The sequence below is a fragment of the Pseudomonas canadensis genome (assembly GCF_000503215.1).
Taxonomy (GTDB): Bacteria; Pseudomonadota; Gammaproteobacteria; order Pseudomonadales; family Pseudomonadaceae; genus Aquipseudomonas; species Aquipseudomonas canadensis.
On sequence record NZ_AYTD01000017.1, the window covers coordinates 87,771 to 114,408 of the forward strand.

At 60.6% G+C, this 26,638-nt stretch carries 24 protein-coding genes; 15 read left to right on the forward strand and 9 right to left on the reverse strand.

All coding sequences use genetic code 11. The features are described from left to right. The first annotated feature begins 19 nt into the window (after positions 1 to 19). Positions 20 to 904, forward strand: coding sequence for an EamA family transporter RarD (rarD, locus tag U367_RS0119140; protein WP_028618198.1), 885 nt, complete (start codon positions 20 to 22; stop codon positions 902 to 904). A gap of 223 nt (positions 905 to 1,127) precedes the next feature. On the opposite strand, the gene U367_RS0119145 is transcribed toward rarD, so the two are convergent. Continuing rightward, on the reverse strand, positions 1,128 to 1,640 hold the full coding sequence (locus U367_RS0119145; RefSeq protein ID WP_028618199.1) for a glycine cleavage system protein R: 513 nt from the start codon (positions 1,638 to 1,640) through the stop codon (positions 1,128 to 1,130). A 266-nt stretch (positions 1,641 to 1,906) separates the two neighbouring features. Between U367_RS0119145 and U367_RS0119150 the strand changes: the two genes are divergently transcribed. Beyond that, positions 1,907 to 4,084 (forward strand): malate synthase G, encoded by a 2,178-nt coding sequence (locus tag U367_RS0119150; protein ID WP_028618200.1) that lies wholly within the window; start codon positions 1,907 to 1,909, stop codon positions 4,082 to 4,084. 50 nt (positions 4,085 to 4,134) lie between these two features. Here U367_RS0119150 and U367_RS0119155 read toward each other — a convergent pair whose 3' ends face one another. Further along, positions 4,135 to 4,581, reverse strand: coding sequence for a response regulator (locus U367_RS0119155; RefSeq protein WP_028618201.1), 447 nt, complete (start codon positions 4,579 to 4,581; stop codon positions 4,135 to 4,137). Between the two features lie 246 nt (positions 4,582 to 4,827). Between U367_RS0119155 and U367_RS0119160 the strand changes: the two genes are divergently transcribed. The 9 genes from U367_RS0119160 to U367_RS0119200 all read left to right on the forward strand — a co-directional run bounded on the left by U367_RS0119160 (position 4,828) and on the right by U367_RS0119200 (position 16,820). Next, positions 4,828 to 6,750 carry a putative nucleotidyltransferase substrate binding domain-containing protein gene (locus U367_RS0119160; protein ID WP_032864437.1) on the forward strand — a complete coding sequence of 641 codons (1,923 nt, stop codon included), beginning with the start codon at positions 4,828 to 4,830 and terminating at the stop codon, positions 6,748 to 6,750. Further along, positions 6,747 to 7,454, forward strand: coding sequence for a 3'-5' exonuclease (locus U367_RS0119165; protein ID WP_028618203.1), 708 nt, complete (start codon positions 6,747 to 6,749; stop codon positions 7,452 to 7,454). Before U367_RS0119160 ends, U367_RS0119165 begins: the two co-directional genes overlap by 4 nt. Positions 7,455 to 7,729: 275 nt before the next feature. Further along, a complete protein-coding gene (locus tag U367_RS0119170) occupies positions 7,730 to 8,248 on the forward strand; it encodes an RNA polymerase sigma factor (protein ID WP_028618204.1) in 519 nt (172 codons plus the stop codon). Further along, positions 8,245 to 9,237, forward strand: a complete 993-nt coding sequence (locus U367_RS0119175; RefSeq protein WP_028618205.1) for a FecR domain-containing protein — start codon at positions 8,245 to 8,247, stop codon at positions 9,235 to 9,237. The genes U367_RS0119170 and U367_RS0119175 overlap by 4 nt, the downstream gene beginning before the upstream one ends. A gap of 180 nt (positions 9,238 to 9,417) precedes the next feature. Beyond that, entirely contained in the window at positions 9,418 to 12,231 is a 2,814-nt protein-coding gene (locus U367_RS0119180) for an acyltransferase domain-containing protein (protein ID WP_028618206.1), read from the forward strand. Positions 12,232 to 12,377: 146 nt separating this feature from the next. Beyond that, positions 12,378 to 14,816, forward strand: a complete 2,439-nt coding sequence (locus U367_RS0119185; RefSeq protein ID WP_028618207.1) for a TonB-dependent siderophore receptor — start codon at positions 12,378 to 12,380, stop codon at positions 14,814 to 14,816. 62 nt (positions 14,817 to 14,878) lie between these two features. After that, on the forward strand, positions 14,879 to 15,982 hold the full coding sequence (locus U367_RS0119190) for a PepSY-associated TM helix domain-containing protein (RefSeq protein ID WP_028618208.1): 1,104 nt from the start codon (positions 14,879 to 14,881) through the stop codon (positions 15,980 to 15,982). Then, the gene (locus U367_RS1000000132090) at positions 15,979 to 16,155 is read left to right on the forward strand and encodes a hypothetical protein (RefSeq protein ID WP_162834926.1); all 177 of its coding nucleotides are present in this window, start codon (positions 15,979 to 15,981) and stop codon (positions 16,153 to 16,155) included. Before U367_RS0119190 ends, U367_RS1000000132090 begins: the two co-directional genes overlap by 4 nt. Positions 16,156 to 16,190: 35 nt before the next feature. Further along, entirely contained in the window at positions 16,191 to 16,820 is a 630-nt protein-coding gene (locus tag U367_RS0119200) for a glutathione S-transferase N-terminal domain-containing protein (RefSeq protein ID WP_028618209.1), read from the forward strand. 174 nt (positions 16,821 to 16,994) lie between these two features. On the opposite strand, the gene creD is transcribed toward U367_RS0119200, so the two are convergent. From creD to rloA2, 4 genes are read right to left on the reverse strand one after another with little or no spacing between them, the layout of a single operon-like run. After that, entirely contained in the window at positions 16,995 to 18,368 is a 1,374-nt protein-coding gene (creD, locus tag U367_RS0119205; RefSeq protein ID WP_028618210.1) for a cell envelope integrity protein CreD, read from the reverse strand. Positions 18,369 to 18,419: 51 nt separating this feature from the next. Next, positions 18,420 to 19,859 carry a two-component system sensor histidine kinase CreC gene (gene creC, locus U367_RS0119210; RefSeq protein ID WP_028618211.1) on the reverse strand — a complete coding sequence of 480 codons (1,440 nt, stop codon included), beginning with the start codon at positions 19,857 to 19,859 and terminating at the stop codon, positions 18,420 to 18,422. Next, positions 19,859 to 20,527: a two-component system response regulator CreB gene (creB, locus tag U367_RS0119215; protein WP_028618212.1), complete on the reverse strand. Its 669-nt coding sequence runs from the start codon at positions 20,525 to 20,527 to the stop codon at positions 19,859 to 19,861. The genes creC and creB overlap by 1 nt, the downstream gene beginning before the upstream one ends. Positions 20,528 to 20,536: 9 nt before the next feature. Next, complete coding sequence (gene rloA2 / locus U367_RS0119220) at positions 20,537 to 21,037, reverse strand: retropepsin-like aspartic peptidase RloA2 (protein ID WP_028618213.1); 501 nt, start codon at positions 21,035 to 21,037, stop codon at positions 20,537 to 20,539. Between the two features lie 173 nt (positions 21,038 to 21,210). Between rloA2 and U367_RS0119225 the strand changes: the two genes are divergently transcribed. Continuing rightward, positions 21,211 to 22,095 (forward strand): acyltransferase, encoded by an 885-nt coding sequence (locus tag U367_RS0119225; protein WP_028618214.1) that lies wholly within the window; start codon positions 21,211 to 21,213, stop codon positions 22,093 to 22,095. On the opposite strand, the gene U367_RS0119230 is transcribed toward U367_RS0119225, so the two are convergent. Then, a complete protein-coding gene (locus U367_RS0119230) occupies positions 22,096 to 22,668 on the reverse strand; it encodes a DUF2780 domain-containing protein (RefSeq protein ID WP_028618215.1) in 573 nt (190 codons plus the stop codon). A gap of 137 nt (positions 22,669 to 22,805) precedes the next feature. On the opposite strand from U367_RS0119230, the gene U367_RS0119235 reads away from it, so the two are divergent. From U367_RS0119235 to U367_RS0119245, 3 genes are all read left to right on the forward strand, one after another. Further along, positions 22,806 to 23,264 (forward strand): anti-sigma factor, encoded by a 459-nt coding sequence (locus U367_RS0119235; protein ID WP_028618216.1) that lies wholly within the window; start codon positions 22,806 to 22,808, stop codon positions 23,262 to 23,264. Between the two features lie 136 nt (positions 23,265 to 23,400). Continuing rightward, positions 23,401 to 23,802, forward strand: coding sequence for a DUF3757 domain-containing protein (locus tag U367_RS1000000130520; RefSeq protein ID WP_050587908.1), 402 nt, complete (start codon positions 23,401 to 23,403; stop codon positions 23,800 to 23,802). Between the two features lie 211 nt (positions 23,803 to 24,013). Further along, positions 24,014 to 24,349, forward strand: a complete 336-nt coding sequence (locus U367_RS0119245) for a hypothetical protein (RefSeq protein ID WP_236639985.1) — start codon at positions 24,014 to 24,016, stop codon at positions 24,347 to 24,349. Between the two features lie 50 nt (positions 24,350 to 24,399). On the opposite strand, the gene fdhA is transcribed toward U367_RS0119245, so the two are convergent. Further along, a complete protein-coding gene (gene fdhA, locus U367_RS0119250) occupies positions 24,400 to 25,599 on the reverse strand; it encodes a formaldehyde dehydrogenase, glutathione-independent (RefSeq protein WP_016977809.1) in 1,200 nt (399 codons plus the stop codon). Between the two features lie 179 nt (positions 25,600 to 25,778). Then, positions 25,779 to 26,636: a formyltetrahydrofolate deformylase gene (purU, locus tag U367_RS0119255; RefSeq protein WP_016977808.1), complete on the reverse strand. Its 858-nt coding sequence runs from the start codon at positions 26,634 to 26,636 to the stop codon at positions 25,779 to 25,781. Positions 26,637 to 26,638: the final 2 nt, after the last annotated feature.

Here is a 26,638-nt window from a genome sequence, read left to right on the forward strand (position 1 = left end):
CCTAAGCAAGGATTCTGCAATGCAAGCCGCCAACCCTCGCAAGGGGTACATCCTGGGCCTGAGCGCCTACGTCATCTGGGGTCTGTTCCCGCTCTACTTCAAAGCCATCGCCAGCGTACCCGCCGCCGAGATCATCGTGCACCGCGTGTTGTGGTCGGCGCTGTTCGGCGGTTTGCTGTTGATGATATGGAAGCATCCCGGCTGGTTCCGCGAGTTGCGCGACAACCCCAAGCGCCTGGCGATCCTAGCCCTCAGCGGGTCGTTGATTGCGGGTAACTGGCTGACGTATGTGTGGTCGGTGAATACCGGGCGCATGCTGGAGGCGAGCCTGGGTTACTACATCAACCCGTTGGTGAACGTGGTGCTGGGCATGCTGATCCTGGGTGAGCGCCTGCGCCGCTTGCAGTGGGTCGCCGTCGGGCTGGCAGCGGTGGGTGTGGCGCAACAGGTCTGGCAGGTCGGCAGCTTGCCGTGGGTGTCGCTGGTGCTGGCGTTGACCTTTGGTTTCTACGGGCTGATCCGCAAGCAGGCGCCGGTCAAGGCGCTGCCGGGGCTGGTGGTGGAAACCTGGATGCTGGTGCCGATTGCAATTGCCTGGCTGCTGTTCAACCCAACCGCCCATAGCGCGCAAATGGCGTTCTGGAGTACGTCCGAAGCCTGGTGGCTGGTGGCGGCCGGCCCGGTGACGCTGATCCCGCTGGTGTGTTTCAACGCCGCCGCACGGCATTTGCCCTACACCGCATTGGGCTTTTTGCAGTACGTCGCACCGACCCTGGTGTTGCTGGAAGCCGTGCTGCTGTTCGGCGAACACCTGGCACCGAGCACCCTGACCGCCTTCGCCTTCATCTGGGCGGGCCTGGTGGTGTACAGCGTGGATATCTGGCTCAGCGCGCGCAAACGCTGATCAAATAACGTACAAACCTCTGCAAGCCACAGCGGGCGTGGCTTGCAGGCATCCACCCCAAGGTTATCCACAACCTGATCCCCGCCATTTGTGCACAAGCTTTTGAAATTGCTCGTTTTTTGCTCAGATGCCAGAGAAGCCCGGCCGGCGTGGCCTGGCGCCGGGTCTCTACAGGTTATCCACAGGCCCATGCAAGATTTCCATGCATAACCCTGTGGGCAGATCATTCCTCGTGGTGCAGTTCCACCATCAAGTCATCGGCCAGGGTTTCCAGGGACAACTGCAAGGTATCCAGGGATAACGCGGCCGGCACCTGCAACAGTGCCTCGGCGGTAAACAACGGATCACCGCTCATAGGGGCCGGGCGCACATCGGTGCTCAGACTCTCCAGGTTCACGCCCTGCTTGCTCAGCAGCGCGGTGATCTCGCGCACAATGCCTGCACGGTCATTGCCCACCAGCGTCATCATGATCGATTTGGAGGCCGAGGCCTGCCCGCTGCTGCCCTCGCCCACCAGCACGCGAATGCCATGGGTGGATAAATCCTCCAACGCCCCGACCAATGCCTGACGGTGCTCTGTAGGAACACTGACCCGCAGGATCCCGGCAAATTGCCCGGCCATGTGCGCCATGCGGCTTTCCAGCCAGTTGCCACCGTGGGCGGCGATGTTCTGCGCGATGCGTTCAACCAGGCCGGGTTTGTCGGCAGCGATAATTGTGAGTACAAGATGGTCCATGGCAACGCCCTCTGGAATTCAATCTACAAGGTGGACCCGAAGGCCCTCGATAACAAATCGTGTACCGTTTTTATATTTATCTGGAACAATCCAATAGTTTTTTGAGAACATCCGGTTCTCCGCTGTGACCGTACGACCAAAGTGGGTCGCTAAACGACGTATTTAGTCTAATTTTCACAACCGCAAGTCATCATGTAGTATGCGCAACCTGGCACTACATAATGAAAATCTAAAAAGCGCTTAAGCTGTGCAGAGTGAGGCAAGCAATGACTGAACACGTTCAAGTCGGTGGCCTGCAGGTCGCCAAAGTCCTGTTCGACTTCGTGAACAACGAAGCCATTCCCGGCACCGGCATCACTGCCGACCAGTTCTGGGCCGGTGCCGACAAGGTCATCCACGACCTGGCACCGAAGAACAAAGCCCTACTCGCCAAACGCGACGATTTCCAAGCGCGGATCGATACCTGGCACCAGACCCACGCAGGCCAGGCACACGACCCGGTGGCTTACAAAGCCTTCCTGCAAGACATCGGATACCTGCTGCCAGAAGCCGCAGACTTCCAGGCCACGACCCAAAACGTCGATGACGAGATCGCCCGCATGGCAGGCCCGCAGTTGGTGGTGCCGGTGATGAACGCCCGCTTCGCCCTCAACGCCTCGAACGCGCGGTGGGGCTCGCTGTACGACGCGCTGTATGGCACCGACGCCATCAGCGAGGCCGACGGCGCCGAGAAGGGCCAGGGCTACAACAAGGTGCGTGGCGACAAGGTGATTGCCTTTGCCCGTGCCTTCCTCGATGAAGCCGCACCGCTCAGCGCCGGCAGCCACGTCGATTCGACCGGCTACAAGATCGTCGATGGCACGCTGATCGTCAGCCTCAAGGGCGGCAGCAACAGCGGCCTGCGCGACGACGCACAGTTGATCGGTTTCCAGGGCCCTGCGGCTGAGCCGATTGCGATCCTGCTGAAACACAATGGCCTGCACTTCGAAATCCAGATCGACGCCAGCACCCCGGTCGGCCAGACCGACGCCGCCGGCGTCAAAGACGTGCTGATGGAAGCCGCGCTGACCACCATCATGGACTGCGAAGACTCCGTCGCCGCCGTCGATGCCGACGACAAAGTGGTGATCTACCGCAACTGGCTCGGCCTGATGAAGGGCGACCTGGCCGAAGAAGTGGCCAAGGGCGGCAAGACCTTCACCCGCACCATGAACGCCGACCGCGTTTATACCGGTGTGGATGGCCAGGACGTGACGCTGCACGGTCGTTCGCTGCTGTTCGTGCGCAACGTGGGTCACCTGATGACCATCGATGCGATCCTCGACAAAGACGGCAACGAAGTGCCGGAAGGCATCCTCGACGGCCTGGTCACCAGCCTCGCCGCCACACACAGCCTCAACGGCAATAACAGCCGCAAGAACAGTCGCACCGGCTCCGTGTACATCGTTAAGCCGAAGATGCACGGCCCGGAAGAAGCCGCGTTCACCAACGAGCTGTTCGGCCGCATCGAAGACGTGCTGAACCTGCCGCGCAACACACTGAAAGTCGGGATCATGGACGAGGAACGCCGCACCACGGTCAACCTCAAGGCATGCATCAAGGCCGCCAGCGAGCGCGTGGTGTTTATCAACACCGGCTTCCTTGACCGTACCGGCGACGAGATCCACACCTCCATGGAAGCCGGCGCGATGGTGCGCAAGGCGGCGATGAAGGCAGAAAAATGGATCGGCGCCTACGAAAACTGGAACGTCGATATCGGTTTGAGCACTGGCCTGCAAGGTCGTGCGCAGATCGGTAAAGGCATGTGGGCCATGCCCGACCTGATGGCGGCGATGCTCGAACAGAAAATCGCCCACCCACTGGCCGGCGCCAACACCGCCTGGGTGCCGTCGCCAACCGCCGCCGCGCTGCACGCGTTGCATTACCACAAGGTCGACGTATTCGCCCGCCAGGCCGAACTGGCCAAGCGTGAGCGTGCGTCGGTGGACGACATCCTGACCATTCCTCTGGCCAGCAATACCGATTGGTCCGACGAAGAGATCCGCAACGAGCTGGACAACAACGCTCAGGGCATCCTGGGTTATGTGGTCCGTTGGATCGACCAGGGCGTCGGTTGTTCGAAAGTGCCGGACATCAATGACGTCGGCCTGATGGAAGACCGCGCCACCCTGCGTATCTCCAGCCAGCACATCGCCAACTGGCTGCGCCACGGCGTTGTCACTCAGGATCAGGTGATGGAAAGCCTCAAGCGCATGGCCCCGGTGGTGGACCGCCAGAACGCCGGGGACAAGCTGTACCGCCCGCTGGCCCCGGATTTCGACAGCAACATCGCGTTCCAGGCAGCGGTGGAGTTGGTGATTGAAGGGACCAAGCAACCTAACGGGTATACCGAGCCGGTGTTGCACCGTCGGCGTCGGGAGTTCAAGGCTAAGAACGGCCTGTAAATGAAAAAGCCCTGATCACACGATCAGGGCTTTTTTTATGCACCGGAGTTTTACTGCGCCATCCCCAACTCCCGCTTCACCAGCTTCGCCAACTTCACGCTATCAATGGGCTTGAGCAAGAAGTCCACCACACTCAAATGCATGGCATCAATCACGTCCGGCGCCTCGGCATCCCCCGACATGATGATGATCGGCAGCGCCGCACGCGTAGATTCACGCACTTGTCGGATCAGCTCCAGGCCGTTGCTGGGCGCCATGCGCAGGTCGGTGATCAGCAAACCGATGGAGCTGCTCGACTTCAACAAATCCCACGCCGCCTCACCACTGTCGGCGGTCATGCAGCGAATACCGTCCAGCCCCAGGATTTCCGCCAGCAGTTCGCGCGCATCCTTGTCGTCGTCAACAATCAACACGCGTTGTGGCGGTAAATCAGGCTCCAGCATCACGGCGCTCAGCGCCTCGCGCTCGGCATCACTCAAAATATCGTGGTCGGACATACGGTTCTCAGCAGTTCTCATCAATCTCCCAGCACACTCGTCAGACATCTGCGGAAGGGCGTTCAATGTGCACTTCGTCGGAAAGTTTGCCTAGTGGGCGTTCTACGGGTTTTGGACGATATTCATGTAAGGTTTTTCCCTAGGTTTGTACCCTTTGTATCGACCTAGACTTACGTCCAATGGGCACCCGCTGCACAGGAGTCGACCATGGGGGACGATAACGACAAAAAATCTGCGGTCATTGTTATGAGTAAAGCTGATGCCTTCGCCCAGGCGGGGAAAACTGCTGTATTGCAAAATATCCACGGCACCCTGCAATTCCTGCAACGCTTCCCGCCGTTCAACCAGATGGAAAACGCCCACTTGGCGTTTTTGGTGGAGCAGTGCCAGTTACGCTTCTATGGCCCCGGCGACAGCATCCTCAAACCCTCGGGCGGGCCGGTAGAGCACTTTTATATCGTCAAGCAGGGCCGGGTCGTCGGTGAGCGGCCGGACAGCGCCGAAACCACCTTCGAAATCACCACCGGCGAGTGCTTTCCCCTGGCCGCGTTGCTGGGCGAACGGGCGACCCGCACCGAGCACAAGGCCGCCGAAGACACCTTCTGCCTGCAACTGAACAAACCGGCGTTCATCAAGCTGTTCGCACTCTCCAGCCCGTTTCGCGATTTTGCCCTGCGAGGCGTCAGCAGCCTGTTGGACCAGGTGAATCAGCAGGTGCAGCAAAAAGCGGTGGAAACCCTCGGCACTCAATACTCCCTGAACACGCGGCTCGGCGAGTTGGCCATGCGCCATCCTGTCACGTGCAGCCCCGCCACGCCGCTGCGCGAAGCCGTCACGTTGATGCATGAGCAGCAGGTTGGCAGCATCGTGATCGTGGATGAACACAAGGCGCCCCTTGGGATTTTCACCCTGCGCGACCTGCGCCAAGTGGTGGCCGATGGCACCAGCGATTTCAACCAGGGCATCGAAGGGCATATGACCCAGGCGCCCTTCTTCCTGACGCCGGACCACAGCGCTTTCGACGCGGCAATCGCCATGACCGAGCGGCATATCGCCCACGTCTGCCTGGTCAAGGACCAGCGTCTGTGCGGCGTGGTGTCCGAGCGCGATCTGTTTTCCCTGCAACGCGTGGACCTGGTGCACCTGGCGCGCACCATCCGCAATGCGCCGAGGGTGGACAACTTGGTGGCGATTCGCGGCGAGATCGGCCAGTTGGTGGAGCGCATGCTGGCCCATGGTGCCTCGTCCACCCAGATCACCCACATCATTACGCTGCTCAATGATCACACCGTGTGCCGGGTGATCGAACTGACCCTGGCCGAAAAAGGCGACCCCGGCGTGCCGTTCAGTTGGTTGTGCTTTGGCAGCGAAGGCCGCCGCGAGCAGACGCTGTACACCGACCAGGACAACGGCATCCTGTTTGACGCCAAGGACGCGGCCGAAGCGGCGGCGATCCGAGGCCGGTTGTTGCCGCTGGCGCAACAGATCAATCAAAGTCTGGCGCTATGTGGGTTCAGCCTGTGCAAAGGCAACATCATGGCCGGCAACCCAGAGTTGTGCCTATCGCGGGCGGAATGGGCGCGGCGGTTTGCAGCGTTTATCCGCGAGGCGACGCCAGAGAATCTGCTCGGCTCCAGCATCTATTTCGATCTGCGTGTGGTGTGGGGCGATGAGCGTGGCTGCGAGCAATTGCGCCAAGGCATTCTCGACCAAGTGGCGGACAACCGGTTGTTCCAGCGCATGCTGGCCGAAAACGCGTTGCGCCAGCGGCCACCCGTAGGACGCTTCCGCGAATTTGTACTCACACGTAAAGGTGGCGAAAAAGCCACGCTCGACCTCAAGGTGCAGGGCCTGACCCCCTTTGTCGACGGCGCGCGCCTGTTGGCCCTGGCCAATGGTATTCACGCCAACAACACCTTGGAGCGCCTGCGCCAGTTGGTGGTCAAGGAGGTGATTGAGCCGCTGGACGGTGCTGCGTATGAAGAGGCCTACCACTTTATCCAGCAGACCCGTATGCAACAGCACCAACTGCAAACCCGCGAGAACCAGCCGTACTCCAACCGTGTCGATCCTGACAGCCTCAACCACCTGGACCGGCGCATCCTACGTGAATCCCTGCGCCAGGCCCAACGCCTGCAAAGCAGCCTGACATTGCGGTACCAGCTGTGAGCTTGTTCAACTGGCTGCGCAAGAAAAAGCCGGGGCTCGACAGCGCGCAACAACAGCGCCTGGCGCAGCTGCGCAAACCCACGCCGCTGGGCGAAGACACCCTGCGCAGCCAGCGCTGGGTGGTGGTGGACCTGGAAACCAGCGGCCTCAACCTCAACCGTGACCAGGTGCTGTCCATCGGCGCGGTGGTGATCGAGGATGGCGCGGTGGATTTCTCGCAACTGTTCGAACGCACCTTGCAACGGGCTGAAACCAAACTCAGCCCCAGTGTGTTGATCCACGGCCTCGGCCCCAGTGCGATTGCCGCCGGCAGCGATCCGGTCGACGCGTTACTGGACTTCATGGACTTTGTAGGCGACAGCCCATTGCTCGCCTTCCATGCGCCATTCGATCAACACATGCTGTGTCGGGCGCTCAAGGACAGCCTGGGTTATCGCCTGGCCCATCCGTTTCTTGATGTTGCAGACATCGCCCCTCTGCTGTGCCCGGATGCGCATATCCGTGAAGCCGGGTTGGACGATTGGATCAACCACTTCCATCTGCACGTAGGCGAGCGCCATCACGCCAGCGCCGATGCCCTGGCCACGGCGGAGCTGATGCTGATCCTGTTCAGCCGCGCGCGCCAGCAACACATCGACACGCCACAGGCGCTGCAAGAGCGATTGAGCCAATGGAAACGGCGTCTGCGCGCGCCCTCTTTCTAACGCCTCAGAACCCTGTGGTGACCGGGCTTGTTGTGGTGAGCGGGCTTGCCCCGCGCCGGGCTGCGAAGCGGCCCCTATAAGACCACCGCATTTTTCCAGAGAGAACGCGGCGTCTGGTTTCAGGGCCGCTTCGCAGCCCAGCGCGGGGCAAGCCCGCTCACCACAAAAGCGACCCCCCCTCAAACCGACAGACGCCAATTGCGCCCACTCCACGGCTCTGACACAATCGCGAATAATTCTCGTTAGTTTAAACATCCCGTTTACTAGGTGATGCCTTGTCGTCGATCCAGAACCCACACAGTGAGCTTGTTGGCGCGTTGTATCGCGACCATCGTGGCTGGCTGTTGGCCTGGCTTCGACGCAACGTGGCTTGCCCGAGCCGCGCCGAAGACCTGAGCCAGGACACCTTCATGCGCCTGCTCGGCCGTGATGAGTTGCGTGAACCCCGCGAACCCCGGGCGTTCCTGGTGGCAATCGCCAAGGGCTTGTTGTTCGACTACTTCCGTCGCGCCGCCCTGGAACAGGCCTACCTCACCGAACTGATGCTGATCCCGGAAAGCGAACACCCTTCGCCGGAAGAACAGCAACTGATCCTCGACGACCTCAAGGCCATCGACCGCCTGCTCGGCAAGCTGTCGACCAAGGCCCGCGCCGCCTTCCTCTTTAACCGCCTCGACGGCATGGGCCACGCCGAAATCGCCCAGCGCCTCGGCGTGTCGGTGCCCCGCGTGCGCCAGTACCTGGCCCAGGGCATTCGCCAGTGCTACATCGCGTTGTATGGCGAGCCGCTGTGACGGTGATCAGTTCCAAACCAGTCTCGGCCCGCGTGCTGGATGCGGCGATCGCCTGGCAGTTGTCCCTCGACTCGGGCGACGGCAGCGCGATTGAGCGTGAAGAATTCAATAAATGGCTGGCCGGCGACGAAGAACACGCCCGCGCCTGGCGCCAGTTGGGCATGCTCGACCAGCGTTTCAGCGTGGCCTCGGGCCCCGCACGGGCGGCACTGTTGCAATCGCGCGAAGGCATTCGCCAGCGCGTGCGCAAGCTGGGCAGCGGCCTGGCGAGCATTGCACTGGTCGTCGGCCTGGCGTTGTTTGCCGGTGAGCGCTTTGTGCCGATCCACTATTGGCTGGCCGACCAACGCACCGCCACCGGCGAACAGCGCACGCTGAAGCTGGCGGATGGCACGTTGATCAACCTCAACACCCACAGCGCCATCGACGTGCGTTTTGATGAACAACGCCGGCTGATCGTGTTGCAGGAAGGCGAAATCCTGATCGAGACCGGCCACAACGATGCGCGCCCGTTCTATGTGCAAACCCGCGACGGCAGCCTGCGGGCGCTGGGCACGCGGTTTATCGTCAAGCGCGAAGACGACGCCACGCGCTTGAGCGTGCTGCAATCGGCCGTGGCCGCCCAGCCCGAGGCGCTGCAGCAGGAACAGATCTTCAAGGAAGGCCAGCAAGTACTGATGCGCAGCGATGGCCTCGGCCCTGCGCTTGCCGTCACCCCCGCCACCGACGCCTGGACCCGCGGCATGCTGGTGGTCGACAACGCGCGCCTGGGCGATGTGGTTGCGGAACTCAGCCGTTACCGCACCGGTTACCTGGGTGTGGATAAAAACGTGGCTGACCTGCGCATTACCGGCAGCTTCCCGTTGCGCGACACCACGCTGGCGCTCAATGCGCTGCTGCCGACCCTGCCGGTGCAGATCGAGCATCATACGCCGTGGTGGGTCACGGTCGCCGCTGCTCGGGCACACGCTGACGCGATTAAAAAATGAGTTCAAGTATTTCGTATTGCTGGTAAAAACTGTCAACTCTGACAGTTACCTCTACCCTTTTTTTACCCTCAAATGACCACTGACAGGACCTGTCCTTCAGAGGGCGCATCTCGCTTTACGCCCGGTCTCACATTGCAAGGAAGCAAACACTTCTTTCGGTAGCAATATGAGGGCTGCACTATGTCTACACTCCCCCAAATCAATCGACATACGTTCGTTTTTGCCTTCCCAGGCCAAGGCAATGACCCCTGCGCCGCCTTGGCTGAGTTATACCGGCAAGCCGAGGAGCTTCGCCCGCGCATCGACGCCACCCTGTCAATTATCGAACGCGAAGCAACGCAGTCTGAAGCCAAACTGCAACCCGGGCTGATCAGCGACGTACTGCTGACACACGAATATGCGTTGCCGCTGCCCTCTGGAGTCACGCAACTGGCCCTGTATGGTGCGGCCGTGGTGCTCAACCAACTGCTCCACGACGCAGGCGTGCGGCCGGCACTGATTGTCGCGCAGAGTTTTGGTGAGATTGCTGCGCGAGTGTGCGCCGGTGTACTGAGCATTGAGCAGGGCGCGCGTGCGGTCTGCGCCCTCAATGCGGCCTACCGCAGTGAAGAAGGCCGCGGCGGCATGTTGCTGGTCAACTTGTCGCCGGAGATGACGCAAGCGTTGCTCGACAGGTGGCCTGAACTGAAGCTGGAATTGGGGTCGGTCAATGCCCCTGAGCAATGCATCATCAGCGGAGAAATGGACGCATTGCACGCTCTGCTTGACCGTTACGGCGACAGCACCCCGCCGTTGCGCTGGGTGTCGATCGCCTACGCATCCCATTACTCGGCGCATCGGCGTGTCGCAGAACTCATGAACGCATTGCTGCAACCCCTGGAGCAACAGCCGTTCAGGACCCCCATCTATTCGACCGTGTTGGGGGGCTGTTACCAGCACGGGGATGACCTGCACGAGCTGTTCACCTTGGGCGTGACCGACCCCACCAACCTGCCCAAGACACTGGCCGCGTTGCCACTCGACAAATGCTGCGTGTTTATCGACATGGGTGTAAACCGAGGCATGTCGATGTGCATCCTCAAAAGCCTGCGCGATGCCAAGACCTACACGCCCCTCGCCGCACCACCTAATGAACTTCGCCAACTACTGGCCGACTCACATACCCTGGACACTCTGCGCCAACTGGTCAACGGGCCCGTCACCGCCCAGGCCCATGCGCACATGGCTCACACGTTCAACGACCCTGAGTTGCATCCGCAAACCAACCTGACCTTCCACGACGGCCACTGTCAGACCTATCGGCGCTTGCAGCATCTGCTCAAACAACTGCCCGACGGCATCCACGGGTTCAAACAACCGGAGTGGTTGATGGCCCTGGCCACCCACGCGGCGGTCAATGATCCGTCGCTGTTCATGGGGTGTGTGATTCAGCAGGGTTTGTGCATCGGTACACTCCTGGCGTTCGAACAGGACCACCCGTACGCCGCCAAATGGCGATGCGAACTGGAGAAGGGCCAATGCCTGGGGGTCTACGCGCTGACTGAAATCGGCCGTAGCAACTCACACATGGGCCCCTGCCTGGAGGCGGTATTCGACACCGACACGCGCACATTTGTGTTGAACACACCCAACAACGCTGCGCTGAAATTTGCCAATGTCGGTATCAATGACCTCAACAAGTTGGGCGTGGTGTTTGCCGAGTTGAAGGTTCAGGACCAACGCTGTGGTGTCTTCGCCTTTGTCTTGCCATTAAGCGACACACAGGGTCCATGCCCTGGCATTGATATGTCTTCACCAGCAGAAATTCGCGCCGTACCGTTGGATTACGGCTTGTTGCGTTTTAATCAGGTCCGCGTCTCTTTTGACGCGTGGCTGTGTGACGGAGCGAACATTGATCAGTCCAACCGCTTTCAAGACCCACTGGGCAGCACTGACCGCCGTCTGATCCGCTCACTGTTCGCCCCCAAAAACGTGTGGGCGATGGTCGGCACCGGCTTGAGCTCCGTCATGCTGGCCTGTGCAACCCTGGCCCTGACTCACGCCAACCGGCGCACCACCCAGGCAAGAATCGGCAACGGCACTGGCTTGCTGGACTTTCGCACCCAGCGCCGGGCGTTATTCGGTTGCCTGGCGACAGCGTACGTCATGAAATGCTTTGCCAATGACTCCGCCCGCCTATGGATCGAAGGCACGGCCAGCCAGGCCTCCCTGCAAACAACCGGCACGGGCGATGTGACATGGACACCCTGGGCCGCCATCAGCCAGACCCTGGCGCTGACCAAAGCCCTGTGTGCGCCCGCCGCTGAGGCCGTGGCCACCGAATGCCGATTGCGCTGCGGCGTGGCCGGGGCGCTCAACCTCAATCGTTTCGCCGACTATGAAGGCATGGCCAAGATCTACCAGGACGCCGGTGGCAACAACCGCATGATCCTGCTGGATGCCGCCAAGGTCCTGATTGGCCAACCCTTGACCGAGCCCGCCCATCCGGACCCGCACGCTAACCTGGACGACGTTGATTACGGGCTGAGCATGGTCCGCACCCTGGAATACCGTTTGCTCACGGAGGTGGCCCACCATGTCGCCGCACACCGGGCTCAGGGAGAGGACGACATGCAGGTCTGGAACTCAAAACTGATGGTGGTTGCACGCGCTGGCGAGGCGCATGCCCAGCGCCTTGCCATCGAGAGTGCGGTAAAGGCCGGCAACTCACTGCCGCCTGGGCTTGCAAAAGATCTGGTGAGCGCGTTGTACGACCTGTACGTACTCGACTATCTGAACAAACACGCGGCCTGGTTTCTCAGCGAAGGGTTCATGGACGGCAAGCGCTACCGGGCACTGGAGGAACACCTCAATCAACGCAGCGACTTCCTGACCACCCACGTCACGCTGTTGATCGAGGCCTTCGGCCAGGGTGATGCGACGCGTGCGGCAATCGCCAGTGCAGAAACTTACCCGGACGCCTTGGCCGCTAAACTCCAATGGACGCAGGGCTGAACCTCACAACACACCTGAACCTTCAGGGCCATGCAGTGCGAAGAGTTGTGACCACTCACAGATTTATTTTCATTTGGCCCTATCACTTTTCGATTCTCGTTCGGCACCTAGGCAATTGAGAAATATTTCCATTCAGGAGCCGCCCCATGTCCCGCACGCTAGACACCTTGTTGCGCCCCAGCCTGTTAGCCGTGGCCATTGCCCTCAGTGCCCCGCTGGCCAGCACTACGCTGATCGCCGCGGAGCAGGCATCCAGCGTGCGCACCTACAACCTGCCGGCGGCACCACTGGCGACAACCCTGAACCAGATCGCCAGCCAGGGCGGCCTGGCGCTGACCCTCAGCCCGGCGTTGGCGTCGGGCAAGACCTCGGCGCCGGTCCAAGGCCAGTTCGATGCGCCGGGTGCGCTGCGTGAGGCGTTGCGCGGGACGGGGTTGCAGCTTGAGCAGAGCACCGCGGGGACTTACACCCTGGTAGCGATTCCGGATGGGGTCGTAGCGTTGCCTGAAACCAACATCACCGGCCAAGGTAGCTATGAAAGCGCCTGGGGCCCGGTAGACGGCTATGTCGCCACACGCACCGCTGCTGGCACCAAAACGGATACACCGATTGCCGAGCTGCCTCGTTCAGTGACGGTGATCACTCGCAAACAGATGGAAGACCGCTCCGTACTCAACCTCAATGACGCTTTGCGCTACACCGCTGGCGTGCAGAGCTCCGGCTACGGTTCGGATTCCCGCAGTGACTGGCTGCTGGTGCGCGGTTTTGTCCCGACTCAATTTCTCGACGGCCTGCCATTGCCCAAAGGCAACTACGCAACACCAAAAATCGACACCTGGAATTTGGAGCGCATTGCCGTTCTACGCGGTCCTGCATCGTCGGTTTACGGGCAAACCCCACCAGGTGGTTTGCTGGACATGGTCAGCCGCCGTCCACAGGCCGAAAGCTCGAATGAAATCGAGGTGCAGGCCGGCAGCAACAATCACAAGCAAATCAACTTCGACAGCACCGGAAAAATCGACGACGAGGGCCAGTTCCTTTATCGCGTCAGTGGCGTCGTACGAGACAGCAACACACCAGTGGACCATATCCCTGACAAGCGCTACAACATCGCCCCGAGCCTGACCTGGAACATCAACGACGATACCAAACTGACGTTGCTCACCCAGTTCACCCGCGACGATACAGGTATCACCGGGCAATTCCTGCCGCTGCAAGGCACCAAGTTGAGCTCGCCAGCCGGCAAGATCTCCCACCACAAGAATCTGGGTGATCCGGACTGGGAGTTCTACGACCGCACCTACTACGCTCTGGGCTATGCCTTCGAAACGCGCCTGAACGATACCTGGCAGTTTCACCAGAACCTGCGCTACACCAAGAACGATCTGTCGTTCCAAGGCATTACCGCAGGCGGCGCGTTCTTCCCGAATGGCCCTGAAGTGGCAGTAGACGCTAATGGTAACGTGAGTCGCTCCGCCGGCAAGGTCGATGAAAACATCGGTCAATTTGCCGTGGACAACAACTTCCAGGCCGACTTCCAAACGGGCGCCGTAAGTCACACGCTGTTGTTGGGGCTCGACCACCAGCGGTCCACCAGCGATGCGCGCTGGCTATGGGGCTCTGCAGGTGTGCCCACCATCAACTTCAACCGCCCGGTATACGGCCAGGACTTTTCCAACGTCCAGTACTTCACCATGTACGACTATACCCAAAAGACCCAACAGACCGGCTTGTACGTACAGGATCAGATGGCCCTCGACAACTGGCGCCTGACCCTCGGCGGCCGCGAGGATTGGGTACATACCGGCACCACTTTCCATAACCTGAACGACGCCACCAACACCCAGCGTGACAAACATTTCAGCGGCAACGCAGCGCTGAGCTATGTCTTCGACAACGGCATCACCCCATACCTTTCCTACGCCGAATCGTTCCAGGCGGGCTCGGGCACTCAAGTGGGCAGCACCGGAGCTTTCAAGCCCACAGAAGGTAAACAGTACGAAGCCGGTATCAAGTACCAGCCTCCTGGTACCAAAGCGTTGTTCACAGCTGCCGTATTCGACCTGACCCAGCAAAATACTTCGGTCACTGAGGGTAGTATCACGCGCCAAGTGGGCGAAGTGCGGGTACGCGGATTGGAACTGGAAGCCAGTGCCGACGTCACTGAAAGTCTCAAACTGGTGGGTTCCTACACCTACAACGACAGCGAAATCACTCAAGGAGTTGCTGCTGAAAAAGGCAACCGCCTGAACCAGTTACCACGCAACCAGGCCACTGGCTGGGCTGATTACACGTGGCATAGCGGACTGCTGGACGGTTTTGGTATTGGCGCGGGCGTGCGCTACGTTGGCGACACCTACGGCAATGCAGCCAATACCGACCTGGGCCACGTAGGCTCCTACACCGTGTATGACGCTTCGATGCACTATGACCTTGGCCGCTTGAACAGCACCATGAAGGGCGTGACCGTAGCTGTCGACGCCAAGAACATCTTCAACAAGGACTACCTGTCCACCTGCGATGGTTTCTACTGCTACTACGGCGATCAGCGTAACGTGGTAGCCAGCGTTAACTACAAATTCTAAGACGGTAAAAACCGCCAATGAAGGGCCGCCTGAACCGCGGCCCTTTTGCCTTTGGAGCCGTGATGAAAAGCAAAACCATCCGCCGCTGGTCCTTCATCCACACCTGGACCAGCCTGATCTGCACGGTATTCCTGCTGCTGCTCGCCCTCACTGGCTTGCCGTTGGTGTTTCACCATGAGATCGACCACCTGCTGGGCAACGAGCCGGAATTGGCGCAAATGCCTGCCGACACACCGCAGCTCAACCTGGAGCAGCTGGTGGCCAAGGCGCAGGCCCATCGCCCCGGCGAAGCCATGCAGTACCTGGCCTGGGACGAAGATGACAAGAACGGCGTGATCGCGATCATGGCCGCGACCGCCGGCACCGAGCCCAACGCGTCCCACACCTTCATGCTCGACGCGCGCACCGGTGAAGCGGTGGAAACTCCGGCGGCCAATGGCGGGTTGACCCTGTTCCTGCTGCGCCTGCATGTGGACATGTTCGCCGGCCTGCCGGGCAAGTTGCTGCTGGCGTTCATGGGCATTCTGTTTGTACTGGCGATCATCTCGGGCACGGTGCTGTACCTGCCGTTCATGCGTCGCTTGAAGTTCGCCACCGTGCGCCAGGACAAATCCACGCGCCTGCGCTGGCTCGACCTGCATAACCTGATCGGCGTGGTCACCCTGACCTGGGCCTTGGTGGTGGGCGTGACCGGCGTGATCAGCGCCTGCGCCGACCTGATCATCGCCGCCTGGCGCCAGGACAGCCTCAGCGCCATGATCGAACCCTACAAAAACGCCCCTCCGCTGACCCAGCGCGCACCGGCCACCGAGCTGCTAACGATCGCCGCCAAGGCCGCGCCGGACATGGAGCCGGACTTCATCGCCTTCCCCGGCACGCGCTTTTCCAGCGAGCACCATTACGCCGTGTTCATGAAGGGCAGCACCCACCTCACCTCGCACCTGCTCACACCCGTGCTGATCGACGCCAGCACCCTGGCCGTCACCGCCATCGCCGAACGGCCCTGGTACATGGACGCCATGGGCATGTCCCAGCCGCTGCATTTCGGTGACTACGGCGGCATGCCGATGAAAATCCTCTGGGCGGCACTGGATGTGCTGACCATCATCGTGCTGGTCAGCGGGATTTACTTGTGGATCGTGCGGCGCAAGGCGGGCAAGGCATGAAGCCGCGTCAGTCGAACTTCTGGAAAGTGTTTGGGATTCCGTTGGGGATCGGCCTGCTAAGCGCCACCGGGTTGTTTGCGGCGTTGCTCGGGGACGGGTTGTGGGATTCGCTCAGTTGGGTGGGATTAGGCATACCGGCCGTAATTGGCACTTGGGCCTTGCTCAAGCGGTGAGATAGATTAGCCTAGCCCTTTCTTGAGGAATGCCCATGTCCACACCCAGCATGACCTTGTTCCACAACCCCGCGTCACCCTTCGTGCGTAAGGTTCGCGTGTTGCTGGCTGAAACCGGCCAGCAGGACCGCGTCGCATTGCACGGCTGCATGCCGACCCCGGTCAACCCGGATGCGCAGGTGGTGCAAGGCAACCCCGTGGGCAAGATCCCGGCCCTGCGGCTGGCCGATGGCACGGTATTGCACGACAGCCGGGTGATCCTCGATTACTTCGATCACCAGCACGTCGGCAACCCACTGATTCCCCGCGACGGCGCGGCCCGCTGGCGCCGCCTGACCCTGGCCTCAATGGCCGACGGCATCATGGATGCCGCCGTGTTGGTGCGCTACGAAACCGCCCTGCGTCCGACCGAAAAGCACTGGGACCAGTGGCTGGATGAGCAGCGCAGCAAAATCCGCCGCAGCCTCTCTGAGTTGGAAGCGGATGCGATTGCCGAACTGACCAGCCACTTCGACATCGCCGCGATCAGCGTGGCCTGCGCCTTGGGTTACCTCGACTTCCGTCATCCGGATATGCAATGGCGCCTGGATAACCCGAAGCTTGCCGCCTGGTATGCCGAGGTCAGCCAGCGGGCTTCGATGCAAGAGACCCAACCACCGGTTTAAAACCCACCGCCGTCCCTTGTAGGCGCTGGCTTGCCAGCGATAGCGCAGTGTCAGTTTGCGGCTCGTTGACTGGACCATCGTCATCGCTGGCAAGCCAGCTCATACAGGAGGCGGTGGCGTTGTTGAGGTAGTCGATAATCCGCGCCTTCATTTGCTGATCCTCCCGCAACCCGATCATTGCACAGCCTCCAAATCAAACTCCAAAGGCTGTGCCGCTTTACGCTTGCCCACGCCATACCAATCCAACTTACGCGTCAGCACCATCACCGTGCCCAGCAGGCCGAACAGCAGCAACGAGCCCATCAGCAACGCGTAATCCTCGGCACTCAACAGCCCGTACAACAAGCCATACAACGCGGCCAACCCCGCTGAAAACCCCAGGCCGTGAGCGACGCTGCGCAGCACATGGCACACATAGAAGCCAATCAACAACACGCAGGCGCTGGCAGAGATGAGATAAGCCAGCGCGAACCCAATGTGCTCGGACAACGACAGCAACAGCAGGTAGAAAAACGCCAGCGCAAACCCCACCAACGCGTACTGCACCGGATGCACTGCCAGGCTCTTGAGTACTTCGAACAGGAAGAAGCCGGCGAAGGTCAGGGCGATGAACAGCAGCGCGTATTTGATCGCACGGTCGCTCTTGAGGTACTGGTCCACCGGATCGATGAAGTTCACGCCGAAGCTGCGGTTGTTGAAGTCTTCACAGCCCTGCTTGTCCAGGCAGGTTTGCAGCGCTTGCTCAAGGTTGGTGGAGAAGAACGAGGTCTGCCAGTTGGCGCTGAAGCCCTTGTCGGTAATCTCGCGTTGTGCCGGCAGGAAATTGCCGATGAAGCTGGGATGTGGCCAGTTGGAAGCGAGTGACACCTGGCTGGTCTTGCCCACCGGCACCACTTGCAGTTGCTCGGTGCCTTGCAGGCGCAGGTCGAAAGCAAAGTTCACGACGTTGGGCTTTTTGCTGTCGTGCTCCGGCAGTGTCACGTGCACGCCTTCGCCCAGCCAGTCCATCTGGGAGCCGGGTTCGAACTCCAATTGCTGGCTGCCCAGCTCCAGCTTCAGCGCGTTTTCGATGCCGCGAATATCGCTGATGCCCACCGCGAGAAATGCCGGCTCAAAGCGGTAATCGGCGAAGTCTTCGGTGATACCCAACTGCGCAGGCAATTCGAAATGCCCGCTGATGCGGTTGTCGGCATGGAACAGCCGCGCCTGGTAGATGCCCCGTGCGCGCAATTCGGTCTGCACCTTGCCGTCGAGTTCAAATCGGTCCGGCAGGAAATACAGACGACCGCGCTCTTCACGGGTGACTTCGTAGCGTTTGTTGAGCTTTTCATTGAGCTTCCACTCGCGGACGGTCTTGCGATACGGCACTACCATCACCGGGCCGGTGAGGCGCTGGGCGTAGCTGGAGCTGCGGGCGATGTCCATCAATACGCCATCGCGCAGTTGCTGGCGGTCGCTGATAATGCCGTTGATCATCAGCAACGGAATCAGCAACAGCAGGATCAGCAGCGCAATCGCGCCAAGTTTGAAAAGCAGGCTGCGGTTCATGGGTCTCTCCCTGTTTTGATGGAGAGAGTCTGGGCAGACCGTGTGGGGGATTTATGTGGGCAATGTGGAGACTGTGTGGAGATGCAGCACCACCTGCACGCCGCCGTCGACATTGCCGATCTGCAATGCGCCGCCGTGCAGTTTCATCACTTCCTCGACAAAGTTGAGGCCCAGGCCCGTGCTTTTGCGACCGCTGGCCGGGCGCGGCAGCGAGTAGAAACGCTCGCTCAGGCGTGGCAGGGCGTAGTCGGGAATCGGTGCGGCCTGGTTGAACAGGCTGACGTGCACATCGTCATGTCGCGTCTGTGCGCTGAACTTCAACAAGCCGCCGGGCGGCGTGAAATCCAGGGCGTTGTCCAGCAAATTGCCCAAGGCCTGACGCAACAAGAACGGTTCGCCGTACACCCTCACATCCGTCGCAATAGTCTGCTCGACCTGCAATCCAGCGCCTTCAATCCGTGCGCATTGGGCCTTGAGTACCTCATCAACCATCGTCGCCAACGGGATACTCGCCTGCTCTTCCAGGCCCTGGCGCTGCTCGACCTGTGCCAGGTTCAGCAGGCGTTCGATCAGCTGCTGCAGACGCGCGCTTTCGCTGTCGATATTGCCGACGAAGCGCTGCTGTTGATCGCGGGTCATATCCCCCTGCAACAACTCCGCCGCGCCGCGAATCGCGGCCAAGGGGCTTTTCAATTCGTGGGTCAGAGTGTGTACGTAATGCTCGACGTAGGCCTTGCCTTCCAACTGCGTGCGCATGTGCTCCACAGCGGTGGACAGTTGCTTGAGTTCACCGCCACGGTAATGGGGCAACTCGGCACGCCGCCCCTCGCTGACAGCCTCGGCATAGGCGGTCAAACGGCGCAGTGCAACGCTCAGCCACCACGACAGCAATGCACCCAACAGCAGGCCCAGAATCACCAGGCCCGCGCCGTACCACAGCAGGCGGCGTTCGGTGCGATCGACATAAGGCTGCAATGAACTGTTGGGTTTGGCCACAGTGACCACGCCGATGATCTGGCCGTTGTCGCGGATCGGCGCGCCCACATGCATAACCGACGAGGCAGGGTCATCCAGTTCGCTGCGGGTGGAGCGCGCGCCGTACTCGCCACGCAAGGTCAGGTACACGTCGTTCCACTTCGAATAGTCTTGTCCCACCGCTTCGCCCGTGGAGTCGAGCAACACCGTGCCCTTGGCATCGGTCACGTAGATGCGATGATTGACCTGGTTCTTCGGCAAACCCCAGATGGTCGCTCCCGGCTGGCGGTTGCCATACGCCTTGAGCAGCTCCGGCCAGTGGCTTTGGCCGAGGGTGCCGTTCTTCACGTCATTGCGCACGATCTCGGCTAGCAGGTTGGCGGTGTCCACCAGGGTTTCTTCGGTGGACTGGCGCACGCCGGGGCGGATTTCCTTCATCACGGTGCTGAGCACGAAGTAGCCGGTCAGGCCGATAAACAGCGCATACACCAGGAAAATCCGCAGCCCCAGGCGCATCAGCTATTGCTCGGGCTGTAGCTGTAGCCGAGGCCGCGATGGGTCTGGATCGGCTCGGCATCGGCGGCCACGCTGCGCAACTTGCTGCGCAGGCTTTTGATATGGCTGTCGATATTGCGCTCGTAGCCGGCATCCGCCGCCACGCCCACCGCGTCCAACAGTTGCTCGCGGCTGAACACGCGCTCGGGTTGTTCCAGCAGGCTTTGCAGCAAGCGGAACTCGTGTCGTGTAAGGCTCAACGGTTGGCCGCGATAGCTGATCTGCATACGCTCCAGATCAACCTGGAACACCGCGGGCGCAGCACCTGGGCCAATCCGTTTCAGGATCGCCCGGACCCGCGCCGTCACTTCCCGTGGGCTGAAGGGCTTGACCACATAATCGTCGGCGCCGATCTCCAGGCCCACCACGCGGTCGATCTCGCCATCTCGCGCGCTGAGAAACATCACCGGCACTTCACTGAACCGGCGCAGTTGCTTGCAGGTTTCAAAACCCGTGATATCCGGCAGCCCGATGTCGAGGATGATCAGGTCGGCAGGCGTCTGGCGCTGATGCTCCAGCGCCGCCTGGCCGAGGGTCAGCCAGGTGGTGGTGAAGCCCTCGCCTTGTAGGGCGAAAATCAGTGTGTCGGCAATTGCCGCTTCGTCTTCGACAATCAGGATATGCGCCATGGTGGTCCGTCAGCAGTCCGGTTTGTCGGCAGTGTAACGACGGGCCGGGTTCACCGCCGCGCCAAATTCACGCAGGGCCTTGGCGCCGATCAACAGCGGGTAGTTGAAGCTGCTGCGGTCGGTGAGGTTGACCTCGACGGTGCGCTTGACGTCGCCCAGGCACATTTCCAGGTCGATCACCGGGCGCTTGGCCACGGTGGCTTCGTCCTTGTCGTCGTCTTCATCGGCGCGGCTCTTGATCTTGCTGATGCGCGAGACTTTGTGTTCGTAGACTTTGTTGGAGGCATCCTTGCCGCCGAGGCGGAAGTGCACCCAATCGTCGCCGTCACGGGTGAAGGTCTGGATGTCGCGGGCCGACAGCGAGGCGGTCAGCGCGCCAGTGTCCATCTTGGCCTTGAAGGTTTCGCCGATCTCCGGCAATTGGATGTATTCGTAGCGACCGTAGAGGGTCGGTTCGGCGGCCATGACCGGCAGGGCAACCAGGGCGAGAGAGGCAAGGAGCAGTTTCACGAAGTGATTTCCTCGGAAAGAAGTAGGCGGATTCTAGACCGCAAAGGCAGTACTTAGTTAGCTCGCCCCAGCATAACCGGCACATTGTGAAACATTCGTCCGGCGAATTGGGATTTGGCCTCTAGACTCAAGCTGCTTATCATGGCCCGCCCACAGGATTTCAAGAGTTACTTATGCGCCGCCTGCTCACCGGCTGTTTTGTCTCATTGCTACTGCTGCTCAACACCCTGATCCTGATCGGGCCGTTGATGGTATTTGCCCTGCTCAAGCTGGTGGCTCCCGGCCGCTATCGTGACTACATGTCGTGGGCGGTAATGTGGATCGCCGAGACCTGGGCCGAGATCGACAAGTTGATCTTCGCGCTGTGTATCCCAACCCAATGGGATATTCGCGGCGGTGAAGACCTGAGGGGCGATACGTCCTACCTGGTGATCAGCAACCATCAGTCCTGGGTGGATATCCCGGCGCTGATCCAGGCCCTCAACCGCCGCACGCCGTTCTTCAAGTTCTTCCTGAAAAAAGAGCTGATCTGGGTGCCCTTCCTCGGCCTGGCTTGGTGGGCGCTGGATTACCCGTTCATGAAGCGCTACACCAAGGCCTTCCTGGCCAAGCACCCGGAACTCGCGGGGCAGGATTTGAAGATCACCAAAGAGGCCTGCGAGCTGTTCAAGCGCCAGCCGGTGACGGTGGTCAATTACCTGGAAGGCACGCGCTTCAACGAAACCAAGCGCAAGCAGCAGGATTCGCCCTTCACTCGCTTGCTCAAGCCCAAGGCGGGCGGTGTGGCGTTCGTGCTGGCAGCGATGGGTGAACAGCTGGATGCCGTGCTCGACGTGACCGTGGTCTATCCACAGCAAAAGATTCCGGGGTTCTGGGATTTGATCAGCGGCGCGGTGCCAAAGGTGATCATTGATATCCGCACCCGCGAACTGGACCCGGCGTTGTGGCAAGGGGATTACGAGAATGATCCGGCGTTTCGCCAGACCGTCCAGAACTGGGTGAATCAGCTCTGGACGGAAAAGGACGCGCGCATCGAGCAACTGCGCGCGGAGCGTTAGTTAGCCGCCAGTGCCCCAGGCCGAGGCCAGCTTGCCCAGCACCGAGCTGCTGGCGCCCTGGCCGCCCAGGTATTGCAGGATCACCGGGGCAAACTGGCCAACCATGCCGCTGTCCATGCCCAAGGCGCTGAAGGCGGTGTTCAGGTCGTTGGTGTTCTTCACGTTACCCAGCAGACCGTCCAGTCCGCTGGTCTTGCTGCCGCCGGTCTGGCCGAGCATCCCGCTCAAGGCGCCGAGGCTGCCCAAGGCGTTGTTGCCCGACAACTGGTCGAGGCCCGGCACGCTGTTGCCCAGTTGCGAATAATCGTTGCCGCTCAGTTTGTTCTTGGCCAGGCCCAGCATGGCGCCCGTACCGCCGACCGCTTGTTCGGGGGTGATGTTCAGTTGCGAGGTGAGTGCGCTCAACAGGCCGGCCGTCTCGGACGACGGTGCCGCAGCGGCTGCCTTGTTGCCGCCGCCCTGCATGCCGGAAATCGCATTGGCTGCATCGCCAAGGCTGAAGCCCGCAGCGAACACCGGAGCGGCTGCCAGGGTCATCAGGCAGGAAAGGGCGAAACCGCTTGAAATCTTCATCGAAACAACCTCTGGGTGTAAGAGCTGAAAGCAGGCGTTTGACTGGGTATCCGGCGCATTGTTCCGGGCCATTCCAGGAACCCGATGGCAAGATCAGAGTCCATGCAGTGACTTTAAAACTTGCCAGGAACAGCCCTATGAGTGCCACCCGTCCCCAAGTGATTGAGCCAAATCCCCCATTCTGGAGCCGTCCACGTGTGTTTATCGGTGTCTGCGTGGCCATTGTCGCCGGCCTCGGCGGCGCGCTCTACACCCAAGACAACGTCAAGTCCGCCGCCACCCTGGTGACCACCGCCCAGCAGCCGGCCGCGCAGATCATGGCGCACAAGGACTACCTCGAAATCGAACCCATCGCCACGGCGGCACCAGAGCCGGATCACAGCCTGGAACTCTGGGCCATGCCTGAGGGAGGCCGGCCGATTTCGCTGGGACTTTTGCCGGAAGATGGCAAAGGCATTATCAGCCTCAACCCGCGCCAGCAGAAAAGCATCCGCAAGCCGGTGGAGTTGATGGTGAGTTCAGAGACCAAGGGTGGGTCGTTGAGCAAGCAGCCGACGGGGCCGACGGTTTATCAAGGAGCGTTGGCCGCTCGCTGAATCGATGCGCTGCATCTGGGAATGAAAACCCGGTCACTGATCACGAATCGCTCTAACTAACTGTCACGTTTAACAGTAGCCAGCATCGAACAATCACCTGCAGCATGATCCCTCCCACGTCCCGCAGGAGGCTGCCATGAAAAGCGCAATGCTTGCAGGTGCATTCGCCGCCCTGACACTGGTGAGCACGTCGTATGCAGCGACCTCCACCTGTCCGACACCCCAGCAGATCAAACAGAACCCCATGGACAACGGCGGTTATCGCTATGAGATGCTCCAGCCTGATGGCCGCAATTGGTCAGGTGAGAGCCCGCAGGCTACAGCGTCCTACCTGACTGACTCAACATTCCACGATGCCCGTTACACAGCAGAGGACCACTCCGTCACCTGCACCTACAAAGGACCGATGAATAACGACGCGAGCTTTTCAGTCACGCTCAAACCGGTCTTGGATTGGAACCTTATCCCTATAGGCGATTGGAGAGGCACCTATTGCGAAGCCCTGGAGATTGCCAGGTGCTCATTTACGCATCAGTAAAAAAAGCCATCGAATAATTCCTACAGTGTCCGTCCACACATCCACGACCCGTAGTCCAGATTCTGGCGGAACTCATCCATCGACACAGCCCACCCAAGCTAGCCTTCCCACTCACATTCAACGGGGAGGCTCAGCCACACCACAAGGAGCTGTAATAATCACGATCGGATTGGTTCCCAATTTCTATGTTGCCTTCAGCGCAATCATCCATTTGCCATCTCGCAGCCAGGCCCAGGCTTCACGGCCCCAGGCCACCGGCATCGACCAATGCCCCACCCCCCGCGACATCCAATCCAAACCCTACACAGACCCTGACGTTCCCGCGCCCTATGGCGAGGGTTATCAATACACGGCTACGGCCAACGGCAAGGCATGGACAGGGCAGACGGCAGCCACCAAGGATGACTATCTGGCCCCGGAGTACGAACTCAAGGCAGAGGCCATCAATGAACGCAACGACAAAATCCATTGCGACTACGGCGGCAAGCGCCTGATCAAGAACGGTGAAGTGGCCGATCCCTATCTGCGACTCACCACCATCAAGTAACCCATAAAAAATGGCGACCTCCGGGGTCGCCATTTATTCAGCCTTGAACCTTACGCCGCACTGAACAGCTTGTGCGGATCAATCACAAACTTCTTCGGCACGCCCGCATCGAACTCGCCGTAGCCACGTGGCGCATCATCCAGGCTGATCACCTGCACACCCACGATCTCGGCAATGTTGATACGGTCCCACATGATCGCCTGCATGAGCGCGCGGTTGTACTTCATCACCGGGGTCTGGCCGGTGTGGAAGCTGTGGGACTTGGCCCAGCCGAGGCCGAAGCGAATGCTCAGGCTGCCCATCTTGGCGGCGGCATCCACAGCACCTGGATCCTCGGTGACGTACAGGCCAGGAATACCGATCTTGCCGGCCACGCGCACCACGCCCATCAGCGAGTTGAGCACAGTGGCCGGGGCTTCGGCTTTCACGCCTTCATGGCCGTGGCCACGGGCTTCGAAGCCAACGGCGTCGACAGCGCAATCCACTTCCGGCTCGCCCAGCAGCGCAGCGATCTGTTCGTGCAGCGGGGTGTCGGTGGACAGGTCGGCCACTTCAAAACCCTGGGCCTTGGCGTGAGCCAGGCGGATGGGGTTGACGTCGCCGATGATCACCACCGCGGCGCCCAACAGGCGTGCAGAGGCGGCAGCGGCCAGGCCGACCGGGCCAGCGCCGGCGATGTAGACGGTGCTGCCTGGGCCAACGCCGGCAGTGACGGCGCCGTGGTAGCCCGTCGGGAGGATGTCGGACAGGCAAGTCAGGTCGCGGATTTTTTCCATGGCCTTGTCGCGGTCCGGCAGTTTCAGCAGGTTGAAGTCGGCATACGGCACCAGCACGTATTCAGCCTGGCCGCCGGTCCAATCGCCCATGTCGACATAACCATAGGCACCACCGGCACGGGCCGGGTTGACGGTCAGGCATACGCCGGTGTGTTGCTCTTTGCAGGAACGGCAGCGGCCGCAGGCCACGTTGAACGGCACGGAAACCAGGTCGCCGATCTTCAGGTTCTCGACGTCGCTGCCCTTCTCGATCACTTCACCGGTAATTTCATGACCGAGCACCAGGCCGGTCTGGGCAGTGGTGCGGCCGCGCACCATGTGTTGGTCGGAGCCGCAGATGTTGGTGGAGACCACGCGCAGGATGACGCCGTGCTCAATCTTCCTGCCACGGGGGTCCTGCATTTTGGGATAGTCGATTTTCTGTACTTCGACCTTGCCGTTGCCGAGATACACGACACCACGATTACCAGACATGCTTTCACCTCGCTGTTGTTTTTATGGAACTGCGTTGCCCGTTGGGTGGGCAGCGCGTTTAAGTGCTCGGGTACAGATGCTGTTTTTGCGTTGTTGCTGATGGCCTCATCGCCGGCAAGCCGGCTCCTACAGGAGAATGCATTCCAAACTGTAGGAGCTGGCTTGCCTGCGATAGCGATCTAAAGAACGACCGTGCGATTGGCGTTCAAAAACACCCGCCGCTCAATGTGATACCCCACCGCCCGGGCCAATGTCAGCCCTTCAATATCCCGCCCCTTGGCAATCAAATCCTCGGGATAGTGGCTGTGATCCACTACCTCCACGCCCTGGGCAATGATCGGGCCTTCGTCCAGATCGTTGTTGATGTAATGCGCCGTGGCCCCCACCAACTTCACGCCCTTGTTGTACGCCTGGTGATACGGCTTGGCGCCCTTGAACCCCGGCAACAACGAGTGGTGAATGTTGATGGCCTTGCCATCCAACTTGCGGCACAGCTCCGGCGACAGCACTTGCATGTAGCGCGCAAGGATCACCAATTCCGCGCCGGTGTCTTCCACCACCTGCCACACCTGCCGCTCCTGGGACGGTTTGTCGTTGGGGTCGAGGGGGAAATGGTAGTAGGGAATCTGGTGCCAGTCGGCCAAAGGCTTGAGATCGGGGTGGTTGGACACCACCGCGACCACGTCCATCGACAATTGGCCGATGCGTTGGCGATACAGCAGATCATTCAGGCAGTGATCGGCCTTGGAGACCATGATCACCACTTTTGGCCGATAGTTCGGCGCCGTCAGTTCGAAGATCATGCCGAAGGCTTCACCACGGGTGGCCAGGCCATCGCGGAAGCCTTGTTCGTCAAAACCGTCGGGCTGGCGGAACTCCACGCGAATAAAGAACCGGCCCGAAAGCCGGTCATCGAACGAGTGGTGCTCAGTAACGTAGCAACCCTGCTCGAACAGGTAGCGGGTGACCGCGTCCACCGTGCCGAGCACGCTGGGGCAGTCGGCGGTCAAAATCCATGTATCAGGTGCGCGGCTCATGG